This is a genomic window from Bradyrhizobium sp. UFLA05-109 (assembly GCF_054185165.1).
On record NZ_JBBIAR010000003.1, the window covers coordinates 54,045 to 72,140 of the forward strand.

The 18,096-nt window shown below is 64.0% G+C and carries 15 protein-coding genes; 9 read left to right on the forward strand and 6 right to left on the reverse strand.

What is annotated here, in order from left to right; all coding sequences use genetic code 11:
• Positions 1-10: 10 nt before the first annotated feature.
• Positions 11-1,849 (reverse strand): ATP-binding protein, encoded by a 1,839-nt coding sequence (locus Q3C01_RS02745; protein WP_458143615.1) that lies wholly within the window; start codon positions 1,847-1,849, stop codon positions 11-13.
• Positions 1,850-2,066: 217 nt separating this feature from the next.
• Here Q3C01_RS02745 and Q3C01_RS02750 point away from each other — a divergent pair, with 217 nt between their 5' ends.
• Positions 2,067-3,446, forward strand: coding sequence for an ABC transporter substrate-binding protein (locus tag Q3C01_RS02750; RefSeq protein ID WP_458143616.1), 1,380 nt, complete (start codon positions 2,067-2,069; stop codon positions 3,444-3,446).
• A gap of 18 nt (positions 3,447-3,464) precedes the next feature.
• Here the strand turns inward: Q3C01_RS02750 and Q3C01_RS02755 are convergent, their stop codons facing one another.
• Positions 3,465-4,766: an NAD(P)/FAD-dependent oxidoreductase gene (locus Q3C01_RS02755; RefSeq protein ID WP_458143816.1), complete on the reverse strand. Its 1,302-nt coding sequence runs from the start codon at positions 4,764-4,766 to the stop codon at positions 3,465-3,467.
• A gap of 129 nt (positions 4,767-4,895) precedes the next feature.
• Between Q3C01_RS02755 and Q3C01_RS02760 the strand changes: the two genes are divergently transcribed.
• Positions 4,896-5,753: a VOC family protein gene (locus tag Q3C01_RS02760; RefSeq protein ID WP_458143617.1), complete on the forward strand. Its 858-nt coding sequence runs from the start codon at positions 4,896-4,898 to the stop codon at positions 5,751-5,753.
• Between the two features lie 78 nt (positions 5,754-5,831).
• Positions 5,832-6,107, forward strand: a complete 276-nt coding sequence (locus Q3C01_RS02765) for a hypothetical protein (protein WP_458143618.1) — start codon at positions 5,832-5,834, stop codon at positions 6,105-6,107.
• Positions 6,108-6,178: 71 nt separating this feature from the next.
• Here the strand turns inward: Q3C01_RS02765 and Q3C01_RS02770 are convergent, their stop codons facing one another.
• On the reverse strand, positions 6,179-7,213 hold the full coding sequence (locus tag Q3C01_RS02770; RefSeq protein WP_458143619.1) for a L,D-transpeptidase: 1,035 nt from the start codon (positions 7,211-7,213) through the stop codon (positions 6,179-6,181).
• Between the two features lie 180 nt (positions 7,214-7,393).
• Between Q3C01_RS02770 and Q3C01_RS02775 the strand changes: the two genes are divergently transcribed.
• Together Q3C01_RS02775 and Q3C01_RS02780 are read left to right on the forward strand one after the other, a co-directional pair.
• Positions 7,394-8,359, forward strand: coding sequence for a lytic transglycosylase domain-containing protein (locus tag Q3C01_RS02775; protein WP_458143620.1), 966 nt, complete (start codon positions 7,394-7,396; stop codon positions 8,357-8,359).
• A gap of 118 nt (positions 8,360-8,477) precedes the next feature.
• Positions 8,478-8,948: an NUDIX hydrolase gene (locus Q3C01_RS02780; RefSeq protein ID WP_458143621.1), complete on the forward strand. Its 471-nt coding sequence runs from the start codon at positions 8,478-8,480 to the stop codon at positions 8,946-8,948.
• Between the two features lie 189 nt (positions 8,949-9,137).
• Here the strand turns inward: Q3C01_RS02780 and Q3C01_RS02785 are convergent, their stop codons facing one another.
• Genes Q3C01_RS02785 through Q3C01_RS02795 form a run of 3 tightly spaced genes read right to left on the reverse strand, consistent with a single transcriptional unit; the run spans position 9,138 to position 12,087 of the window.
• Positions 9,138-9,521: a cupin domain-containing protein gene (locus Q3C01_RS02785; protein WP_458143622.1), complete on the reverse strand. Its 384-nt coding sequence runs from the start codon at positions 9,519-9,521 to the stop codon at positions 9,138-9,140.
• Between the two features lie 18 nt (positions 9,522-9,539).
• On the reverse strand, positions 9,540-10,244 hold the full coding sequence (locus Q3C01_RS02790) for an SDR family oxidoreductase (RefSeq protein ID WP_458143623.1): 705 nt from the start codon (positions 10,242-10,244) through the stop codon (positions 9,540-9,542).
• Positions 10,245-10,287: 43 nt separating this feature from the next.
• Positions 10,288-12,087 carry a thiamine pyrophosphate-binding protein gene (locus Q3C01_RS02795; RefSeq protein ID WP_458143624.1) on the reverse strand — a complete coding sequence of 600 codons (1,800 nt, stop codon included), beginning with the start codon at positions 12,085-12,087 and terminating at the stop codon, positions 10,288-10,290.
• A gap of 204 nt (positions 12,088-12,291) precedes the next feature.
• On the opposite strand from Q3C01_RS02795, the gene Q3C01_RS02800 reads away from it, so the two are divergent.
• The 4 genes from Q3C01_RS02800 (at position 12,292) to Q3C01_RS02815 (ending at position 18,085) form a co-directional block, all read left to right on the forward strand.
• Positions 12,292-13,200 carry an IclR family transcriptional regulator gene (locus Q3C01_RS02800; protein WP_458143625.1) on the forward strand — a complete coding sequence of 303 codons (909 nt, stop codon included), beginning with the start codon at positions 12,292-12,294 and terminating at the stop codon, positions 13,198-13,200.
• Between the two features lie 120 nt (positions 13,201-13,320).
• The gene (locus tag Q3C01_RS02805; protein WP_458143626.1) at positions 13,321-14,589 is read left to right on the forward strand and encodes an ABC transporter substrate-binding protein; all 1,269 of its coding nucleotides are present in this window, start codon (positions 13,321-13,323) and stop codon (positions 14,587-14,589) included.
• An 83-nt stretch (positions 14,590-14,672) separates the two neighbouring features.
• Positions 14,673-15,548, forward strand: a complete 876-nt coding sequence (locus Q3C01_RS02810) for a branched-chain amino acid ABC transporter permease (RefSeq protein WP_458143627.1) — start codon at positions 14,673-14,675, stop codon at positions 15,546-15,548.
• Positions 15,545-18,085: a branched-chain amino acid ABC transporter ATP-binding protein/permease gene (locus Q3C01_RS02815; RefSeq protein WP_458143628.1), complete on the forward strand. Its 2,541-nt coding sequence runs from the start codon at positions 15,545-15,547 to the stop codon at positions 18,083-18,085. Before Q3C01_RS02810 ends, Q3C01_RS02815 begins: the two co-directional genes overlap by 4 nt.
• Positions 18,086-18,096: the final 11 nt, after the last annotated feature.

Consider the following 18,096-nt stretch of genomic DNA (forward strand, 5'->3'; position numbering starts at 1 on the left):
CCGAGGCGCTTCAACCCAACGCCGGCGCCGGAGCAGCCTTTCCGATGCGCGCGGTCTCCTCGGCCAAAGGCAGGGTGAACTGGAACGCCGCCCCGCGCGGTTCGTTCGCGCCAGCCCACATCTTCCCGCCATGTGCCTCGATGATCGAATGGCAGATGGCGAGCCCCATCCCCATGCCTTCAGACTTGGTGGTGTAGAACGGTTCGAAAACGCGGCCCATGCTCTTCGGATCGAGCCCCGGGCCTGAATCCCGCACGCTAATGACGACGCCGTTCGTATCGTTTCTGCCGGTGGAGATGAACAGCTCGCGCGGGTCTTCGCGGACATGGCTCATCGCCTCGACGGCATTGATGATCAGGTTGAGAACCACCTGCTGGAGCTGGACCCGGTCTGCCTGAACGGGTGGCAAGCCTTCGGCGAACTGCATCCGCACCGTTACGTCGTGCTTCAGCACTTCGCTGTGCGTCAAGGTCATGACCTCGCGCACCAGCTGATTGATCTCGAGGTCCTCCATTTGCGGTGGGGCGTTCTTGATGAGGGCACGGATCCGGCTGATGATCTCGCTGGCTCGCATGCCGTCGCTGATGATCCAGCCCAACGTCTGCCCGACTTCATCCAGATTTGGCGGCCGGGCGCCGAGCCAGTTCAATCCAGCTCGCGCGTTCGCCACGGTGGCGGCGATCGGCTGGCTGATTTCGTGAGCGATCGAGGCCGTCAGCTCGCCCATGGTCGTGATGCGGTTGGTGTGCGCGAGCTCCATCAGGGCCTCGCGATAGCGCCGCTCATTCTCCCGCGCCTCGGCCTCCACTCGCTTGAGCTCGCTGAGGTCGAGAACGAAGCCCACGCCCTGACTTCTGTTTTCCTCGAACATGGCGCCGCCGATCAGGACAGGCACGCGACTGCCATCCTTGCGAAAATACTCCTTCTCGAACGGCTGGACGGTCCCGATCCGCTCAAGCTGCGCAACATGCTGCGCATCGTCTTCGTGCCATTCGGATGGCGTCAGGGTCCTGCGATGCAGGCGACCCGCAGCGAGGTCCTCCCGATCGTACCCGACGATGCGGAGAAAGGCATCATTGGCCTCGAAAATACGGCCTTCCAGATCCCAGATCATGATCCCGATGATGTTGGACTCGAACAGCCGCCGGATCTTCCTGTCGCGCGCCAGGAGGTCGCTCTGGAGCTGGACGTTCTCCTCGGTCGTCATCCGCCGCCGTCTCGCCTCGACGCGCGCCAGCGCCAGTGCCGCACCGGCCAGAGCGACGACGAAGACGACAGTCGCGATGGTGAGCCGCGTTCTGCGCTGCTCGAGCTCGTCAGCCGCTTTGTCGAGATCCACCTGGCGGAGCCGTTCCTGATCGACCATCAGGTCGATTTGCGATCGGATGTCCTCCATGCCGCGGATCATCGCCAGCGCTGCCAGCCCGGATTCGCGCGCCGCCGTCTTGACGATGTCGTCGATCTCCTTGAGCTTCGCCGAAAGGGTCAAGGCAAGATGTTCGGCGCGCAGGCTCTGCAACGGATCCCTAGCGACGAGCGCCTGGAGCGCCTCGGCCTGCCGTCGCACGCTTTCGTCGGATACGCCGTAAGCCTTCAGATAGGCGGGATCGAGGGTGAGCAGATACCCGTGCCTTTCCGCTTCCAGGTCGGCGATGATCGCTTTGAGTCGATCGAATGTTTCGAACACGTCGCGGCTGTGCGCGAGCGAAACATTGAGCGCCTGCCGATCGCGCCAGTAGCGCAGGCCGAGAACCCCGGTCACGACGAGCAGAACGACGAGCCCCGCAACCACTGGGATCAGCGGCCGTGCAAACCATCGCAAGCCATGGCCCGAAGCAAGGATTGACATTGGCGTTAAGTCTTCCATGCTCGCGGGCGCATCTACTGGTGCCAACGCCAGAGCATGGCTAGAACAATAACATGAACCGGCCCCCATTGGGGAGCCGGAAACTCAATATCCTCCGCATGTTACTCCGGCTTCGAACCTGATCCTTCGGCTTTGGCGAAGCCGACTTGCGTCACAGGTTGCATGTTGTGAACGACCAACCACAACGAGGAGCATCAACATGGCACCACGAGAAGATTCACGTAGCGGGCGAGCGCCGACCAGCCGGCGCAGCTTCATCAAGACATTGGGCATGGCAGGGGTCATCGTGCCGACCCTCACGACGTGGCCGCGGAGCAGCCTCGCCGAGGAGGCCGCCGCGGACTTTGCCAAGGCCAAGATCGACTGGAAACAGTTTGAGGGGCAGACGATCACGCTGGTGGGCGCGATCCATCCGTGGTCGAGCGCGATCACGCCACTGCTGCCGGAATTCACCAAGCTCACCGGCATCAAAGTCGTCACGGACTTCCAGCTTGAGACCACCTATTTGAGTGCGATCCCGGTTCTGCTCGCGCGCGGCGGCAACACGCCTGACGTTTTCATGTTCACGGTCTATGGCCAAGGCATCTCCGGCGGATGGCTCGAGCCGCTCAACGCCCACTACGCCAACAAGTCTCTGACGGATCCCGCCTGGTACGACGAGAGCGATCTCCTGAAGACCGCGCGCGCCTTTCCGGTGTGGTCCGACGGCGAGCGCTACGCCGTCCCCATCACTTCCGAAGCGATGACCCTGTTCATCAACACCGATGCATTGGCGGCCAAGAACCTGCCGGTGCCGCAGACCTTCGACGAGCTGCTCGCGACGGCCAAGGCGGTCAAGAGCAGCGACATGGCGGGAATCGCAATGCGGGCGCAAGCTGGCGGCAATTCGACCCCACCGGCGATGGGCTTCGTGTTCTCCTACGGCGGTTCCATGGTCAACAAGGACGGCACGGCCGCCTTCGGTAGTCCCGAGGCGATCGAGGCCATCGACATGTATGCGCGGCTGCTCAGCCAGGCAGGACCTGCCAATGTCGGCACTTATGAATGGTATCAGGTGCTTGACGACTTTCTGCAAGCGAGAGCTGCAATGGCGATCGACAGCAGCAACTTCGCCACCGACATCTCCAATCCGGGGAAGAGCCGCGTCGCCAAGCAGGCGGGGTTTGCACCCTTCCCGCACCTTCCCGGCAAGACACCCGTCCCCTTCATGTCGCACTGGCAGGCCTGCGTGAATTCAAAGTCGCAGAACAAGCGGGCGGCGTTCCTGTTCCTGCTCTGGGCGACGAGCAGACCGACCTCGCTGCAAACTGCGGCTGCTGGCCTTGCGACGACACGCGTCTCCGCATGGTCGAGCAAGGCCTTCAAGGATGCGTTCGGCGCGCAGGCCGCCGAGGCGGCGCTGGCGAACCTGCAGAACGCCGATGTCGAGCGCGCCAAGGCGATCCTGTTCCATCCGCAACAGCGGCGCCTCCTCGACGCCTTCATGATCGGCGTCAATGAAGTGGTCTCAGGCAACAAGACAGCGAAGGCGGTGATGCCCGCTGCCGCCGAACGCGCGAATGCGGCGATCCGCGGATAGTAACGATCGCGGCGCGCGCTAGATCTCGCGCGCGTCGCGGCGTCGGTAGACCAGGAGCATCAGCGGCGCGAGCTTGCGCATCAGGCCGTGCGCCGGGATCGGCACTGGATTGGTGAACGGCAGAGCGAGCTCGCTGTCCGGCGCGCCGCGCACGGCCCTGGCGAGCTGATCGCCGAGCGGAATCGTCAGAGCCACCGCGCGGCCGTTGCAGCCGGTCCAGCCATATGCATCCGGCCCGAGCTTGTGGATCCGCGGCAGAAAATCCGAGGTCATGCCGACATAGCCGTTCCAGACATAGTCGAAGCTGACCTCGCCGATCTGCGGCCAGAGCCGTTGCAACCGCTCGGTGACGCGCGCCTTCAGCCGCTCCGCCCTGTTGCCGGGCCCGATCACGGCACCGCCGGTAACGAGCCGGTTGCGCGCGTCGTAGCGGGCGAAATAGAGCTCGCCATGGGTATCCGACATCGCCTGACGTGCGGGGATGATGGTCTTCCTGACATTGTCCGACATCGGCCGGGTCGCCATCTGCCAGGACAGCACCGGCATCACCTCGTGCGAGATGTCGGGTACGAGCTGCTTGGAGAACTCGCCGCTATAGGCATTGGTCGCCATCACCAGCGCGCGGCCGGAGATCTGGGCCTTCTCCGTCTTCACCATCCATCTGTCGTTGCGCCGCTCAAAGCTCACGGCCGGGGAGCGCGCATAGATGCGCGCGCCGAGGCCGAGCACGCTGCGCGCCAGTCCGCGCGCCAGCGCGAGCGGATTGATGTGGCCGCCGGTGCTGTTCCAGAAGCCTCCATACCAGGCATCCGAGCCAAGCATGTCCCTCACCTGCTTGCGCGACAGCAGTTCGACGGGCGCGCCGAATTTCGACCATTGCCGCACCCGCCGCTCTGCGATCTTGATGCGGCCCGGCGAATGTACCGGCTGCACCCAGCCCGCCTGCTCCTGTTCGGCCTCGATGCCGTAACGCCGCGTCACGTCGAACAACGTCGATGCACTGTCACGCAGCAGGTGGACGAAGCGCTCGCCCACCGCGCCGTGTCGCGCGATGATGTCCTCGGGATCGGGGCGCGACAAAGTCGGGATCACCTGGCCGTTGTTGCGGCCGGAGGCGCCCCAGCCTGGCTCGGCCGCCTCGACGATCGCGACATCGACACCGGCTTCGCGCAAGTGCAGCGCCGTCGACAGGCCCGTGAAGCCGCCGCCGACCACGATCACATCCGCCTTCTCAGCTCCAATCAGCTCCGGCAATTCGGGCCCCTGCGGCGTGACCGCGGCCCACAGCGAATGCGGCCAGGTGACGGATGAACCACTCATCATCAATCTTTCCAAATTGTCCCAAGCGTCACGAGATACCGCATCTGCGACTGTCGCAGTTGACAGCCGCTTGCAGGTGCGTTGTCGTGCCCGCCAGTCTAATGCACCCATTCATGCCGGGGAAATCAAGTGGCCCTCAAAAACGTCATCGGAATCGACCACGCCGTGGTCATGGTGAAAGATCTCGACAAGGCCGCGGAAAACTACAAGCGGCTCGGCTTCACGGTCTCGCCGCGCGGCACCCATAGCGCGCATATGGGATCGGGTAATTACACCATCATGTTCGACCCCGACTACATGGAATTGCTCGGAGTGCTCGCGCCGACAGAACATAATGCTCCGGCACGCGCTTTTCTCGAGAAGCGCGGCGAGGGAATCGAGCGAATCGCCTTCACCGCTGTCGATTCCACGGCGGGCGCGGAGGAGATCCGCGCGCAAGGATTTCCGCCGGTCGGGCCGGTTGATTTCGAGCGGCCAGTGACGCTGCCAAATGGCACGGTGTCAGCGGCGAAGTTCCGCGTCTTCCAGTGGCCGGTCGCGGAAGCGCCCGGCGGCGTGCGCATCTTCGCCTGCCAGCACAAGACGCGCGAGACGGTGTGGATTCCCGAGCTGATGACGCATACTAACGGAGCGAAGCGGCTGAAGCAGGTTCTGATCGCAAGCCCGGAGCCGGCGAGGGACGCCGCACATCTGTCGCGCCTGATCGACCGCGAGGCAAGAGCGGAGGCCGACGGCGACGTGACCGTGCCCTCCGGCGGCGACCGTGCCGACTTCGTGTTCCTGACACTCGACCAGCTCGGCAAGCGCTATCCCGGCGTCTCGCTCGCAGGTCTTGCCGAGCGTGGCGGAGCGGCACTCGTGCTTGTGAGCGGCGATCTCGCAGCGACCGAGAAGGCGCTCGGTGCGGCCGCCTCGCGCAGCGGCGCTGCGATCTGCGTGGCGCCGGCCGCAGCCAACGGCACCCTGCTCGCCTTCGTTACCGGCTGATTTGAAGTAATTCTTTAACATGCGTTTACCCCGGCTCCTTAGGGTTTGCGGCAGATCAAGCCGCCAGGGCTCAAGCGCATGTTTAGAGAAAGCTCGCCGATCGCCTATGACGCGCCGGCCGAACTGAAGAAGTGGCCGTCGCTGAAGGGCCAGCGCCTCAGGGACCGAGGCCCGCCCTATCTCGTCTACAACGGCACGCTCGCCGAATGCGTGCGCGAGCTGATGGCAAAGCCCATCAAGGGCATCTCGCTCTACGACATCATGACGAGGCCGCAGCCGGCCTTCGACCAGACTGTGCTGTCGCCGGGTGACGCCGCCGAGATCGCGATGCGCAAGGACTTTCCCAAGGACTAGCCACGCGCCTGTTCGAGGCCCAAGGACTAGCCACGCGCCTGTTCGAGGACGACGATCGTCTTGCAAGCAGGCTACATCCGCGAGCTCTTTGCGAGCGGTCGGTTCTGCGCGGGCGCTATCGCTTCTCCCGGCCGATCCAGAAACACCACCGGCGTTCCGCGCTTGATGTTCGTGCTGAGCGTTAGTGCATCCCAATTGGTCAGACGCACGCAACCGTGCGAAGCCGACTTGCTCACTTTGCCGGGATCAGGGGTGCCGTGAATGCCGTAGCCCTCGGCGGACAGGTTGATCCAGGTCGAGCCGACAGGGTTGTTCGGGCCGGGCTTGATCGTGAATGGTCTTTTCGATTTCACGCCCTTGAACCTGTAATCCGGATTGTAGCGGTAGGTCGGATTTTGATTGATGGCCGTCACTTTCAGCGTGCCGGTCGGCGTCGGCTTCTCCGAACTTCCGACTGTCGCAGGATAGAACGCGAGCAGCCTTCCGCTTGCGTCGAACGCCTTCAGCGTCTGCCGCGTCTTGTCGATTTCGACGCGCGCGACCGGCATCGCATTCTGCTGACCACTGACGTTTGCAACGGCGATCACCTCGCCCGCCCTGTCGAACCTTTTCCCGGGGTTGATCGCGCTGAGCAGCGCCTCGCTCATGTGGAATTTTTCGGCGAGCCCCTCGCGCGGACTCGTGTAGTTCAGCGCCGCGAGTCTCTTCATGTCCTCCATCTTCGCGGGCAGTTTCTTGAGAAAAGGTCCTTTCACGTCCGCTTCCGTGATCTTGTAGTCGACGATGACCGGGCCGTCGCTCGCCGCCGTGAGCTTGTCCCAGAGATCCGGCGTGATCGCCCTGTCGAGGTTTAGCTCATTTGCTTCGGCAAACGCGGACAAGGCCTTCTGCGCGTTCTCGCCAGGCTTGCCGTCGATCTCGCCGGGCGAGAAGTGCGCACGGTCGAGCAGGATCTGAAGCTTGACGATGGAGCTGCTCGGCTTGTCGGAGCCCGTCGGCTTCGCGGGCATGGCCGCATCATTGATGGCGGCGGCATCGAGCCCACTTGCGGTGACAGGCGTCGCCGCAAGCAACGAGAACACCACAGCCGCAAGAATTCGCAACATCCTGCATCCTCAGCCTGGGATTAAAGTCGCGGAACGCGATGAAGTTCCTCAGTGAGGAAAATACGGTGTTCCCATAAGGAACAGCAAAGATCGCAGCTTCGCCGCAATCGACTCGTCAAAAAGTCCCTATCGGCAGCGCATTTGCGGCCAACTCACCCACAATTGAGGCTCACACAAGCAATGCGATTTGTCTTCGCGGCGCTCGCCGCGTTCCTCGTCCTGATGCTCGACCTCGACGGACCAGCCAATACGGCACCGAGCGCCAACAATCTCCTCCTCGCAACCAGTCCATCCGAACAAATCTCCTCCGCGTTCGCAGCGCTGTTTGAAAGCGCCAAGGCCGACGAACAGTCGAACAAGGCGCCCGCACAAGAGAGTTCTCCCCCGTCGGACACGCCGGCGGATGCGACCACCGAACGCAAGGCGGAGGAGTCGCAGCACGATGCATTCTGCCACGCGCTGCGCGAGGCCGCTGAGAACAGCGAAATCCCGCTTGCGTTCTTTGCACGCCTGATCTGGCAGGAGAGCCGCTTCCGCTCGAACGAGGTCAGCCACGCCGGGGCGCGAGGCGTCGCGCAATTCATGCCGGAAACCGCAGCCGAAGTCGGGCTCGACAATCCCTTCGATCCGTTCAAGGCGCTGCCTGCGTCCGCAAAGCTGCTGCGCAAGCTGCGGGATGACTTCGGCAATCTTGGCCTCGCTGCAGCCGCCTACAATGCCGGCAGCGGCCGCATACAGAAATGGCTGGCGAAGCAGGGCGTACTTCCGCGTGAGACACGCGACTACGTCCGCATCATCACCGGTACTCAGGCGGAAGACTGGATCGAGGACGCCGACATGCTCGCGATCCGCATTGATCTGCCGAGCGAAGCGCCGTGCGAAGGCGTCGGCGGGTTATCCAAGACCAAAGAGGTCGCGTTCGTTTCGGCGTTGCCCGCGGCTGGCGTCACTGCGCTGCTGCAGAAGGCGCAGGCTGCGGAGACTGCCACGAAGCTTGCGGCTCACCGCGTGCGCACGCGACTCGCCCTGCTGGTCAAGAAGAGCAAGCCATCGGCGGGGGCGACCCGGCTCGGCAGGGCACGCAGCATGATCGCCGCGCGCGCAGCCAGGGGCGCGAAAGCTCGCGTTCGCGTCGCATCGCGCTAGCGGTCGTCGAGCCCGCGTAGGCCCGCGAACCAGCCGGTTGATGTGACCGCGGATTCTGCGTTGAATGTAGCGCTCACCGTTCCGGACGGAACTCAAAAGCGCAAACGTGGAACCTGCGATGCCATCCAAGAGTGCCGGGATCATCGCCTACCGAATGCGGCCGCCGGGTATCGAGGTTCTCCTCGTCCATCCCGGCGGACCGTTCTGGCGCAACAAGGATCTCGGCGCCTGGTCCATTCCAAAGGGCGAATACGCCGATGGACAGGAGGCCGATGCAACCGCACGACGAGAGTTCGCCGAGGAGCTCGGGACGGAGCTAGCGGCACCGCTGATCGAGCTCGGTCAGGTCAAGCAGCGCGGCGGCAAGATCGTCACTGCCTTCGCCGCCGAGTTCGACGTCGATCCGCGCAACATTCGCAGCAACACATTCGAGATCGAATGGCCGCCGCGTAGCGGCAAGCGGCAGAGCTTTCCCGAGGTCGACCGCGCCGAATGGTTCGCGCTCGACCAGGCGCGCGAGAAGATCAACGAGGGGCAGCGCCCGTTGCTCGATCAGCTGGCACAGCGCGTCGGCGGCGGCTCGGGATAGCTCGCGTTGGCGCGCCGCGCCCAGCCTCAGGGCAAAATCTCGAAAACAACCCCATGCAAAGTAGGGGGAGGCCACCAGTATGGTCGACTTCGTCTTTTACGAAATCGTTTGACACGTCGGGCAAATCAGTGGCAAACTGCCATGATCTTGCAATCCGCAGGATGCCCATTCCCTTCCGACACTGCCCGCTCAGACAGGTTTCTCGTCATCCGTCACCGGCGAGGTGACCACCAGGAACACGAGATCGACCAGGCCCGAGTTCGAGATCGCGTGCTCGACGCCGGGCGGCAGAAAAATCACATCGTGTTTGCGCACGACATGGTTCTTGCCGGCGATTTCCATCAGCCCCTCGCCTTCGAGCACGTGATAGACCTGCTCCTGCACCTTGTGATGGTGGCGTGCGACATAGGCCATCGGCTGGTACATCGAGATGCGGTAGTCGATGTGGCGCGAGCCGGCATTCTCCGGCATCACCAACGGTTTTGACAGCGCTCCACCGACATGGTTGGGGAATTCGCGCCAGGGCACTTCGGCAATGTGACGAATGAAGGCGCCGCCGGTTTCTTCGGCCATGATCGAACTCCCTTCAGCTCAGTTCACGAGCGCGCCGCCGTCGACATGGACAATCGAGCCCGTAACAAAACCATTGGCCATGGAGCTCAGGATCTGCTGCGCGATGTCCTCGGCGACGCCGACACGGCCGACCGGCAGCGCGGCAGCCGTCTTCGCCAGCATCTCGCGCCGCGCCGCTTCCGGCATCGCGGCCCGGATCGGCGTATCGATCACACCGGGCGACACCGCATTGACGCGAACCGGCGCGAGTTCGAGCGCCAGCGCACGCGCGAGCGATTCCAGCGCGCCGTTCGCTGCGCTGATGATCGCCGAATTCGGACGCGGCCGCACGCTGAGAAAGCCGGTGACCAGCGTGAGCGAGCCGCCCGGCCGGATCTCAGCCTCGCGCGCCACGCGCCAGGCGCCCCAGAATTTTCCCTCCATCGTGCTGCGCACGTCGTCGATGGCGACCGTCTTGAACGGCCCCGTCTTGAGCTGTGCCGCGGTCAGAACGACGTGATCGACCGGGCCGGTGCGGCGGAACAGATCGGCCACACTCTCGTCGCTGGTCACGTCGGCCGGAATCGCGATCACATTCAGCCGCTCGGCGACCCCACCGAGCTTTGCAGCGTTACGCGAGGCGATGATGACGTCCGCGCCCTGCTTCTTGGCGAGCTCGGCCGTGGCGAGCCCAATGCCGGAGGAGCCGCCGACCACTACGACCTTCTTGCCTGCGAGCGTCATTCCCGTGTTCCCTGATGTTGACTTGAAAAGCCGAGCCGCGCGATCAGTCCGGCTGATAGCGCGTGCCGATGCCCGCCTTGCTTTGGCCGAGACCCGGCAACTCCCACACGCCTGCGCCGACCGGGTTGACGTCGGCAGCGATATCGACGTCGATGAGATACGGCTTGTTGGCGGCGATGCCCTTGCGGATGGCTTCGCCGATATCTGCGGCGCGGTCCACCCGCACGCCTTCGACGCCACAGGAACGCGCCATCGCCGCGAAATCAGGATTGTAGCGCTCGCCAGTGACTGGATGCTTGAAGTCGGTCGCAAGCTCGCGGCCGCCGAGATAACCGCGCTGCAAGCCACGGATCGAGGCGTAAGCGTAGTTGTTCCAGACCACCCACACCACGGGCAGATCATATTCGAGGGCGGTACCCAGCACGTTGGCGTGCATGAAGAAAGCGCCATCGCCGCACACCGACACACAGGGCCGATCGGGCGCGGCGAACTTCGCGCCCATCACGCCGGCGACGCCAAAGCCCATCGGGCCAAAGCCCATCGAGCCGATCAGCGAATCCGGCCGCTTCGGCTTGCAGAAGCCCAAGAGCCAGTTGTGGTGCACGCCGATGTCGCTAACGAGGATCGCGTCCTCCGGCAGTGCCTTGTCAATCTCGGCCGCGGCACGCTGCGGATTGACCGGGGTGGTGTCGTCGGAAAAGCCCGGTGCGACGAACTTGTCCCACTCCTTGCGATAGTCATCGATCTGCGCCAGCCACTTCTTGCGCGCGTCGGATTTCCTGAACAGGTTGTCGCGACGGTCGAGCTCGGCGTGCACCTGCCGCAGGAAGGTGCGAACGTCCGCCATCAACCCCAGCGCCACCGGATAGTTGCGGCCGATCTCCTCGGGATCGATGTCGACGTGGATGAGCCTCGTCGGCGGGATGGTGAAGGAATAACCGGGAATCCACGAGCTCGAGGTGCGGTCGTCGAAACGGACACCGAGCGCGAGCAGCACATCGGCCTGCCGTGTCGCGTGATTGGCCTGATAGTGCCCGGCACGCGCGACGAGGCCGAGTGCGAGCGGATGATTAACGTCGAGCGCGCCAAGGCCTGAAGCCGACGCCGCGACCGGAATCTGCAAGCGCTCGGCGAGGTTGCGCAACTCTTCTGCGGCACCGCCGTAACGCACGCCCTGCCCGACCAGCATCACCGGCCGCTCGGCCGAGAGCAGCATGTCGACGGCCTTGACTACGCCTTCGGGATCGGCGCCGCAACGGCTGGAGATATTTCCGTTCCACTCGAGCGCCCTCGGCGCTTCTTCGGCGGCCGACTCCAGGAAGACGTCGAAGGGAACGTCGACCACCACCGGCCCTGGCCGTCCCGTGATCATGGTCTTCCAGGCCTGCCGCACCGCAAGCGGCACCATCTCGCCGCGCGTCGGCTGAAACACCTTCTTGCAGATCGAGCGCACCGTGGAGGGAAAGTCGGCCTGATAGTGCCGGTACATTTCCTGGAACGCACCGCGGTTGAACTGGCTGGTCGGCACGTTGCCGGTGATCGCCATGAACGGCACGGAATCGAGAAAGGCATTCGCAAGCGTGATCGGCAAATTGGCCGAGCCCGGCCCGCAGGAGGTGAAGGTCGCGGTCGGCCGTCCCGAGACGCGGTAATAAACGTCGGCCATGAAGCCGGCGACGCTCTCATGATGAACCGAGATCGTCTTGATCTCGGACGAACGCTCATACAGCGCGTCGATGAACTGGATATTGCCGTGCCCGCACAGCCCAAACACCTGCGGCACTTTCTCCTGGATCAGGTAGTCGACAATGACCTGGGCGCCATTGAGCATGTTTCGCGACATTCAACCCGTCTCCCTGCGGCCCGACGGCTTCTTCTTCGACGCAGCGGCCATCATTGAGCCGCCGGCACCCTATTTCTCATAATGCTGTACGTCAATTTATATTGTGATAGTCTTTCTTCCGTGGAAACGCGCGGTGCCCCGCGCCTGTCGCGTGCTAGTGTCAGGGCTGGAGCCATGATGGATTCATCGAAGGGGGCCTTTTCCTTGAGATCGCGTACCAAGCCAAGCACCAGCGAAAAGCCCGCAAGCCCGCGCAAGGCGGCCATTGCAAAACTGGTCCCGCCGCCACAGACGCATGGCGACGACGCCGACGACAAGCAGCGCGCCGGCGGCGTACAGTCGCTCGGCCGTGCCTTCTCGATTCTGGAACAGGTCGCGCGCCACCGCGAAGGGATCGGCCTTGCCGAACTGAGCAAGCTCGTCGGCCTGCACAACTCGACAACCTTTCATCTCGCCAAAACGCTGGTCTCGCTCGGCTATCTCCGGCAGGAGAAGGAGAACAAGCGCTATCGCGTCGGCCGTCCGCTGTTCGCGCTCGCCGCATCCGCGCTCGACGAGATCGAGATGGTCAATCTCGCAACGCCTGTGCTGGAGGACCTCTCGCGGGAGACCAGCGAAAGCAGCCATTTTGCCGTGCGCATGGGCGATGCCGTCATCGTCATCGCGCGCACCAGCGGGCCAGGCGCGTTCCAGCTTACCGATCGGGTCGGCGTGGTACGGCCTGCGCATTGCACGGCACTCGGCAAGATCATTCTCGCTTCGCTGCGACCCGAGCAGCTCAAGCGCTTCGTCGATCGCGCCGAACTGAAGCCGTCGACGCCGAAATCCATCACCGATCCAGGCGTACTGATGCGCGAGATCGCCGAGGTGCAGCGTACCGGCGTTGCCTTCGACGATGGCGAGTTCAATCCGGAAGTGCGTTGCGTCGCCGTGCCGGTCTTGGATTTCACCGGACAGGTGATCGGGGCGCTCGGCATTTCCGGACCGATATGGCGGCTGTCGAACCAGGCGCTGCACGCGAGCGCACAGGTCGTTCAGGTCGCGGCCAACCGGCTCTCCGCGGAGTTCGGCGCCAAAACGACGCCGTCCAAGCCAGCAGCGACAAAAGTCTAAGGCGCGCGCAAGCGGCGATTTTGCCGGTTGACACCGGCGAAGCCGTTCGGGATTATCCTCCAGCATTAGAAAAACGTCTCTCACAATATCGCATCGTCGGTACTGAAGGGAGACACCGCGATGCACCGGGAGGGAGGCTTTGAGATGATCCGCACCAGCCGACGGACATTGCTAAAGGCGAGCGCTGCGTTTGCCGGTGCATCCGCGCTCGGATTTCCCGCGATCGCGCGCGCCCAGGTGGAAAAGATCAGGATCGGACACCTGACGCCGCTGACGGGCTTTCTCGGCGTGATCGGCGGCTACGCCCAGCTCGGCGTGAAGCTCGCCGCCGAGGAGATCAACCAGTCCGGCGGCATTCTGGGCAAGCAGATCGATCTCCTCTCCGAGGACTCCATCAACCCCGCGACCGCAGCGACCAAGGCGCAGCGGATGCTGGAGCAGGACGGCGCGGTGGTGCTGCTCGGCGAAATTTCGTCGGCGTCCTCGCTCACGATCATGCAGGTCGCCGAACGCAACAAGAAGGTGTTCTTCTCGACCGGCGCGCGCTCCGACGCGCTGCGCGGCAAGAACTGCAACAAATACTCCTTCCACTGCGACATCCCCAATACCGTGATGGTCAATGCGGTCGGCACCGCGCTGTCGCAGAAGGGCATGGTGAAGGGCAAGAAGTTCTTCACGCTCACCGCCGACTACATCTTCGGCCACGACCTCCTGAAGGCGGCCAAGGCCTTCTTCGGCACGCACGAGGCCAATCTGATCGGCGACGAGCTGATCGCAACCGACGTCACCGACTTCAGCCCATATCTGCTCAAGGTGCGGCAGGCCAAGCCCGATGTGGTGTGCTGCAACCTCGCCGGCAACCAGGTCACCAATCTCGTCAAGCAATATGCCGAGTTCGGCCTGCCCTACCCGCTGGTCGGCTTCAACCTCAACACCGGCGATGCCTGGGCGGCAGGCGCCGGCAATCTCAGCGGCACCTGGCCGACTGTCTGGTATCACACGCTGGACAACCCGACCTCGAAGGCGTTCGTCGCCGCCTTCATCAAGAAATACGGCAAGCCGCCGGAAAACCACGCCTGGATCGACTACGTGACGCTCAAGCTGCTCGCTGAGGCAATCAACACGACCAAGTCGACCGACAGCAGCGAGCTGATCGGTTATTTCGAGAAGCAGTCCCAGTTCGACATCGGCAAGGCGCGCAAGGCCTACTTCCGCTCCTGGGATCATCAGCTCGTGCAGGAGGCCTACCCGTTCACGGTGAAGCCGAAGGAGCAGATGAAGGACCAGTGGGACATGCTTGTGCTGGGCGATGCCGTCCCGGCGGCGAACGATCCGTTGGAACAGATCTATCCGACCAGGGAACAGAATCCCTGCGAAATGAAGGCCTGACGCACGCTCGCGAAAAATGTCAGTTGGCGCCAGCGGCGTCGGCAGAGCAGCCGACGCCGCTTTGCCAAGGTGATGGACGCAACATGCAGTTCGAGTTTTTGCTGGAACAGGTGGTGAATGGCCTCGTGCTCGGCGGCTATTACCTGCTCATTGCGCTCGGGCTGTCGTTGATCTTCTCCGTCGGCGGCATCGTCAATCTCGCGCACGGCGCCTTCTATGCGCTCGGCGCCTATGTCTTCGTCGAGTTGACGCATCACCTCGGTTTCAGCGCGTCTGTCGTGATCTCGCCGCTCGCCGTGGCGCTGCTCGGCATTCTCTTCGAGCGCTTCATCCTGCGCCGTTTCTATACGTCAGACCCGATCCTCAGTCTTCTTGTGACCTTCGGCCTTGCCATGGTCGCCGAGCAGGCGATCCGCATGATCTGGGGCGCGGCGCCGGTGTCGGCCGAGATTCCGCAAAGTTTTCGCGGCTCGGTGATCGTCGGTGATTTCCTGTTCTCGCGTTATCGCCTGCTGATATTGGCGGTGGTGGCAGTGGTGCTCGTTGGCATCTGGCTGCTCCTGCACAAGACATCGTTCGGGCGCGTGGTGCGCGCCGGCATCCAGCGGCCGGATATGGTCGCGGCGCTCGGCATACGCCTTCAGCCGTATATGACCGCGATCGTCATGCTCGGCGTCGGCATGGCCGCGCTCGGCGGCGCCTTCTTCGCGCCGATCACGACCGTACATCCTGCGATGGGCGCCGAGATCATGACGGTCGCCTTCGTCGTCGTCGTGATCGGAGGGCTCGGCAGTTTTTGGGGCGTCGTCATCGCTGCCCTCCTCGTCGGCGTCGTGCGCGGCATCGCCATCCATTTCGAGCCGGCCGCGGGTGAAGCCTCGATCTACATCCTGATGTTTTTGGTGCTGCTGGTGCGCCCGCGCGGCCTGCTCGGCGAACGCATCGAGAAGTTCGAATGAGGCGCGCATCCACCCTCGACAAGCTGAAGCCGCTGCTGGTCGCGGCGGTCGCAGTCATCGCGCTGCCCTTCCTGCTCAGGGCCCTCGGCCTGTCGATCAATACCGGCACCTGGGTGGTCGGCCTTGCGATCGCCACCATGGGGCTCAATCTCTGCATCGGCTACACCGGCCTCGTCTCCTTCGGCCACAGCACCTGGTTCGGCGTCGGCGCGTACGCGGCCGGGCTGATCCAGCTTCGCTTCTTCCCCGGCGAGATCTGGCTGCCGCTGCTGTTCTCGACGGTCATCGTCGCCGCGGCTTCAGTGGTCGTCGGCGCGCTGATCCTGCGCCGGCGCGGCGTCTACTTCTCGCTTTTGACGCTGGCGCTCGCAGCGCTGGTCTATACGACGGCGTTCCGCTGGACGAGCCTCACCGGCGGCGAAGATGGCCTTGCCGGCCTGAAGCGCGGCCACTTCGGCCCGCTCGATCTCGATCATGCGCTCGCCTACTACGTCGTCGTCGCGGTGATTGGCTTGCTCGTGCTCTACGTCCTCTTGCGCCTGGTGCGCTCGCCCTTCGGCCATGTGCTGGTCGCGATCCGCGAGAACCAGTTGCGCGCGACGTTCCAGGGCTATCCGGTCGAACGCTACAAGCTCGCGGTGTTCGTGATCTCGGCGGTGGTCACGGGCATCGCCGGAGCGCTGATCGCGTTCCTGAACTATCTCGTCTCGGCGGAGGCCGTCTCCGTCCCGTTTGCCGGCGAGCTGCTTGCGATGGTCGTGATCGGCGGTATGCGCAGCCTGCTGGGCCCCGCGTTAGGTGCGCTGTTCTTCATCCTGTTCCGCGAGCTGTTCTCGATTTGGACGTCGGACTGGCTGTTCTGGTTCGGCATCACTTTCGTGGCCTTCGTGATGTATTCGCCCAGCGGCCTCCTCGGCATCGGTGCACTGATCATGCGTCGCTTGCGGCCCGCGAGCGAAGAAGCGGCCGCGATGAGCCGGCGAAAGATCTATGACGGCCTGCCGCTGCCGGCCTTTCTGCGCCCGCAGGCGCTTCCGGGAACGGCGCTGGAGGTGAGCGGTGTCTCGAAGAAGTTCGGCGGCATCCGTGCCGTGCACGATGCGAGCATCCGCATCAGTGGCGGCGAGATCCACGCGCTGATCGGCCCGAACGGCGCCGGCAAGACCACGCTGTTCAACCTGGTCTCCGGCCTCTACGCGCCCGACCAGGGCAGCATCCGCCTCAACGGCCGAGACGTTGCGGGCGTGCCATCGAACGTGATCTGCCATCAAGGTCTGGCACGCTCGTTCCAGATCACCAACCTGTTCCGCGGGCTGACCATCTACGAGAACCTAAGGCTCTCGCTTCAGGCGCGCCGGCCGATGCGTTTCAACATCTGGAATGACATCGACGCCTACGAAGAAATCCACGCCGAGACCGCCGAGCTGGCCAAGTTCCTCGGGCTCGAAGGCATCGAGGAGATCGAGGGCGGCGAGCTCTCCTATGGCGGGCAGCGGCTGGTCGATCTCGGCATCGCCCTTGGCTCCAAGCCGCAGGTGCTGCTGCTCGACGAGCCGCTCGCAGGGCTTGCCGCGGCCGAGCGCGAGCGCGTCTCCAGCCTCGTCAAGAACATCGCGGCCGACATTCCCGTGCTGATCGTCGAGCACGACATCGACCGCGTACTCGGATTCTCAGCAGTGGTCACGGTGATGAACCAGGGCGAGGTGCTGATGTCGGCCTGCCCTGAGGCAGTGCGCGCAGACCTGCGGGTGCAGGAGATCTACACCGGCACGGGCATCCCCGCGGTCGCGCATCAGCGCAGCGATGATGCGACCAGCGAAACAAAACCCATCCTGCGCATCGAGCGCGTCAACACGTTTTACGGCAAGAGCCACATCCTCAATGACGCCTCGCTCGACGTGCGCGAGGGCGAGATCGTTGCGCTCCTGGGCCGCAACGGCGCCGGCAAGTCGACGCTGCTGAAGACGCTCGCAGGCCTCGTGCCTGCGGCGTCAGGCAGTATCGACTATCGCGGCGAGGATATCGCGCACCTCGCAGCGCCCGACATCGCGCGTCGCGGCGTCGGCTATGTGCCGCAGGGCCGCGGCCTGTTCGCCGGCATGACCGTGCGCGAGAACCTCGCGCTCGGGCGACTCGCGCGCAAGACCGACGGCAGCGACGGCGTGGTCTGGGACGAGACGCAGATCCTGCACACATTCCCGCGGCTGAAGGAGCGCATGAACGTCGCGGCCGACTATCTCTCCGGCGGCGAGCAGCAGATGGTGGCGGTCGCACGCGCGATGTCCGGCAGTGTCCGCCTGCTGCTGCTCGACGAGCCCTTCGAAGGCCTGGCGCCGGCGGTGACGCTCGAGCTGTTCAAAGTGTTCGACCAGCTTCGCCGGCACATGTCGATCGTGATCGTCGAGCACAATCTCGACCTCGTGCTCGCGCTCGCCGACCGCGTCTTCGCGCTGGAGCGCGGCGCCGTGTTCCACGAGGGCCCGGCCAAGCCGCTTCTGACGGACCTCAGCTATCGCAAGCAGATCCTGTGGCTGTGACAGCGACCACG

What these genes read in the sequence shown, in the direction of transcription:
- Q3C01_RS02810 (WP_458143627.1), top strand. Translation starts at nt 14,673, where the DNA reads ATGCAGTTCGAGTTTTTGCTGGAACAGGTGGTGAATGGCCTCGTGCTC.
- Q3C01_RS02750 (WP_458143616.1), top strand. Translation starts at nt 2,067, where the DNA reads ATGGCACCACGAGAAGATTCACGTAGCGGGCGAGCGCCGACCAGCCGG.
- Q3C01_RS02745 (WP_458143615.1), bottom strand. Translation starts at nt 1,849, where the DNA reads ATGTCAATCCTTGCTTCGGGCCATGGCTTGCGATGGTTTGCACGGCCG.
- Q3C01_RS02795 (WP_458143624.1), bottom strand. Translation starts at nt 12,087, where the DNA reads ATGTCGCGAAACATGCTCAATGGCGCCCAGGTCATTGTCGACTACCTG.
- Q3C01_RS02780 (WP_458143621.1), top strand. Translation starts at nt 8,478, where the DNA reads ATGCCATCCAAGAGTGCCGGGATCATCGCCTACCGAATGCGGCCGCCG.
- Q3C01_RS02775 (WP_458143620.1), top strand. Translation starts at nt 7,394, where the DNA reads ATGCGATTTGTCTTCGCGGCGCTCGCCGCGTTCCTCGTCCTGATGCTC.
- Q3C01_RS02815 (WP_458143628.1), top strand. Translation starts at nt 15,545, where the DNA reads ATGAGGCGCGCATCCACCCTCGACAAGCTGAAGCCGCTGCTGGTCGCG.
- Q3C01_RS02785 (WP_458143622.1), bottom strand. Translation starts at nt 9,521, where the DNA reads ATGGCCGAAGAAACCGGCGGCGCCTTCATTCGTCACATTGCCGAAGTG.
- Q3C01_RS02765 (WP_458143618.1), top strand. Translation starts at nt 5,832, where the DNA reads ATGTTTAGAGAAAGCTCGCCGATCGCCTATGACGCGCCGGCCGAACTG.
- Q3C01_RS02805 (WP_458143626.1), top strand. Translation starts at nt 13,321, where the DNA reads ATGCACCGGGAGGGAGGCTTTGAGATGATCCGCACCAGCCGACGGACA.
- Q3C01_RS02755 (WP_458143816.1), bottom strand. Translation starts at nt 4,766, where the DNA reads ATGAGTGGTTCATCCGTCACCTGGCCGCATTCGCTGTGGGCCGCGGTC.
- Q3C01_RS02790 (WP_458143623.1), bottom strand. Translation starts at nt 10,244, where the DNA reads ATGACGCTCGCAGGCAAGAAGGTCGTAGTGGTCGGCGGCTCCTCCGGC.
- Q3C01_RS02770 (WP_458143619.1), bottom strand. Translation starts at nt 7,213, where the DNA reads ATGTTGCGAATTCTTGCGGCTGTGGTGTTCTCGTTGCTTGCGGCGACG.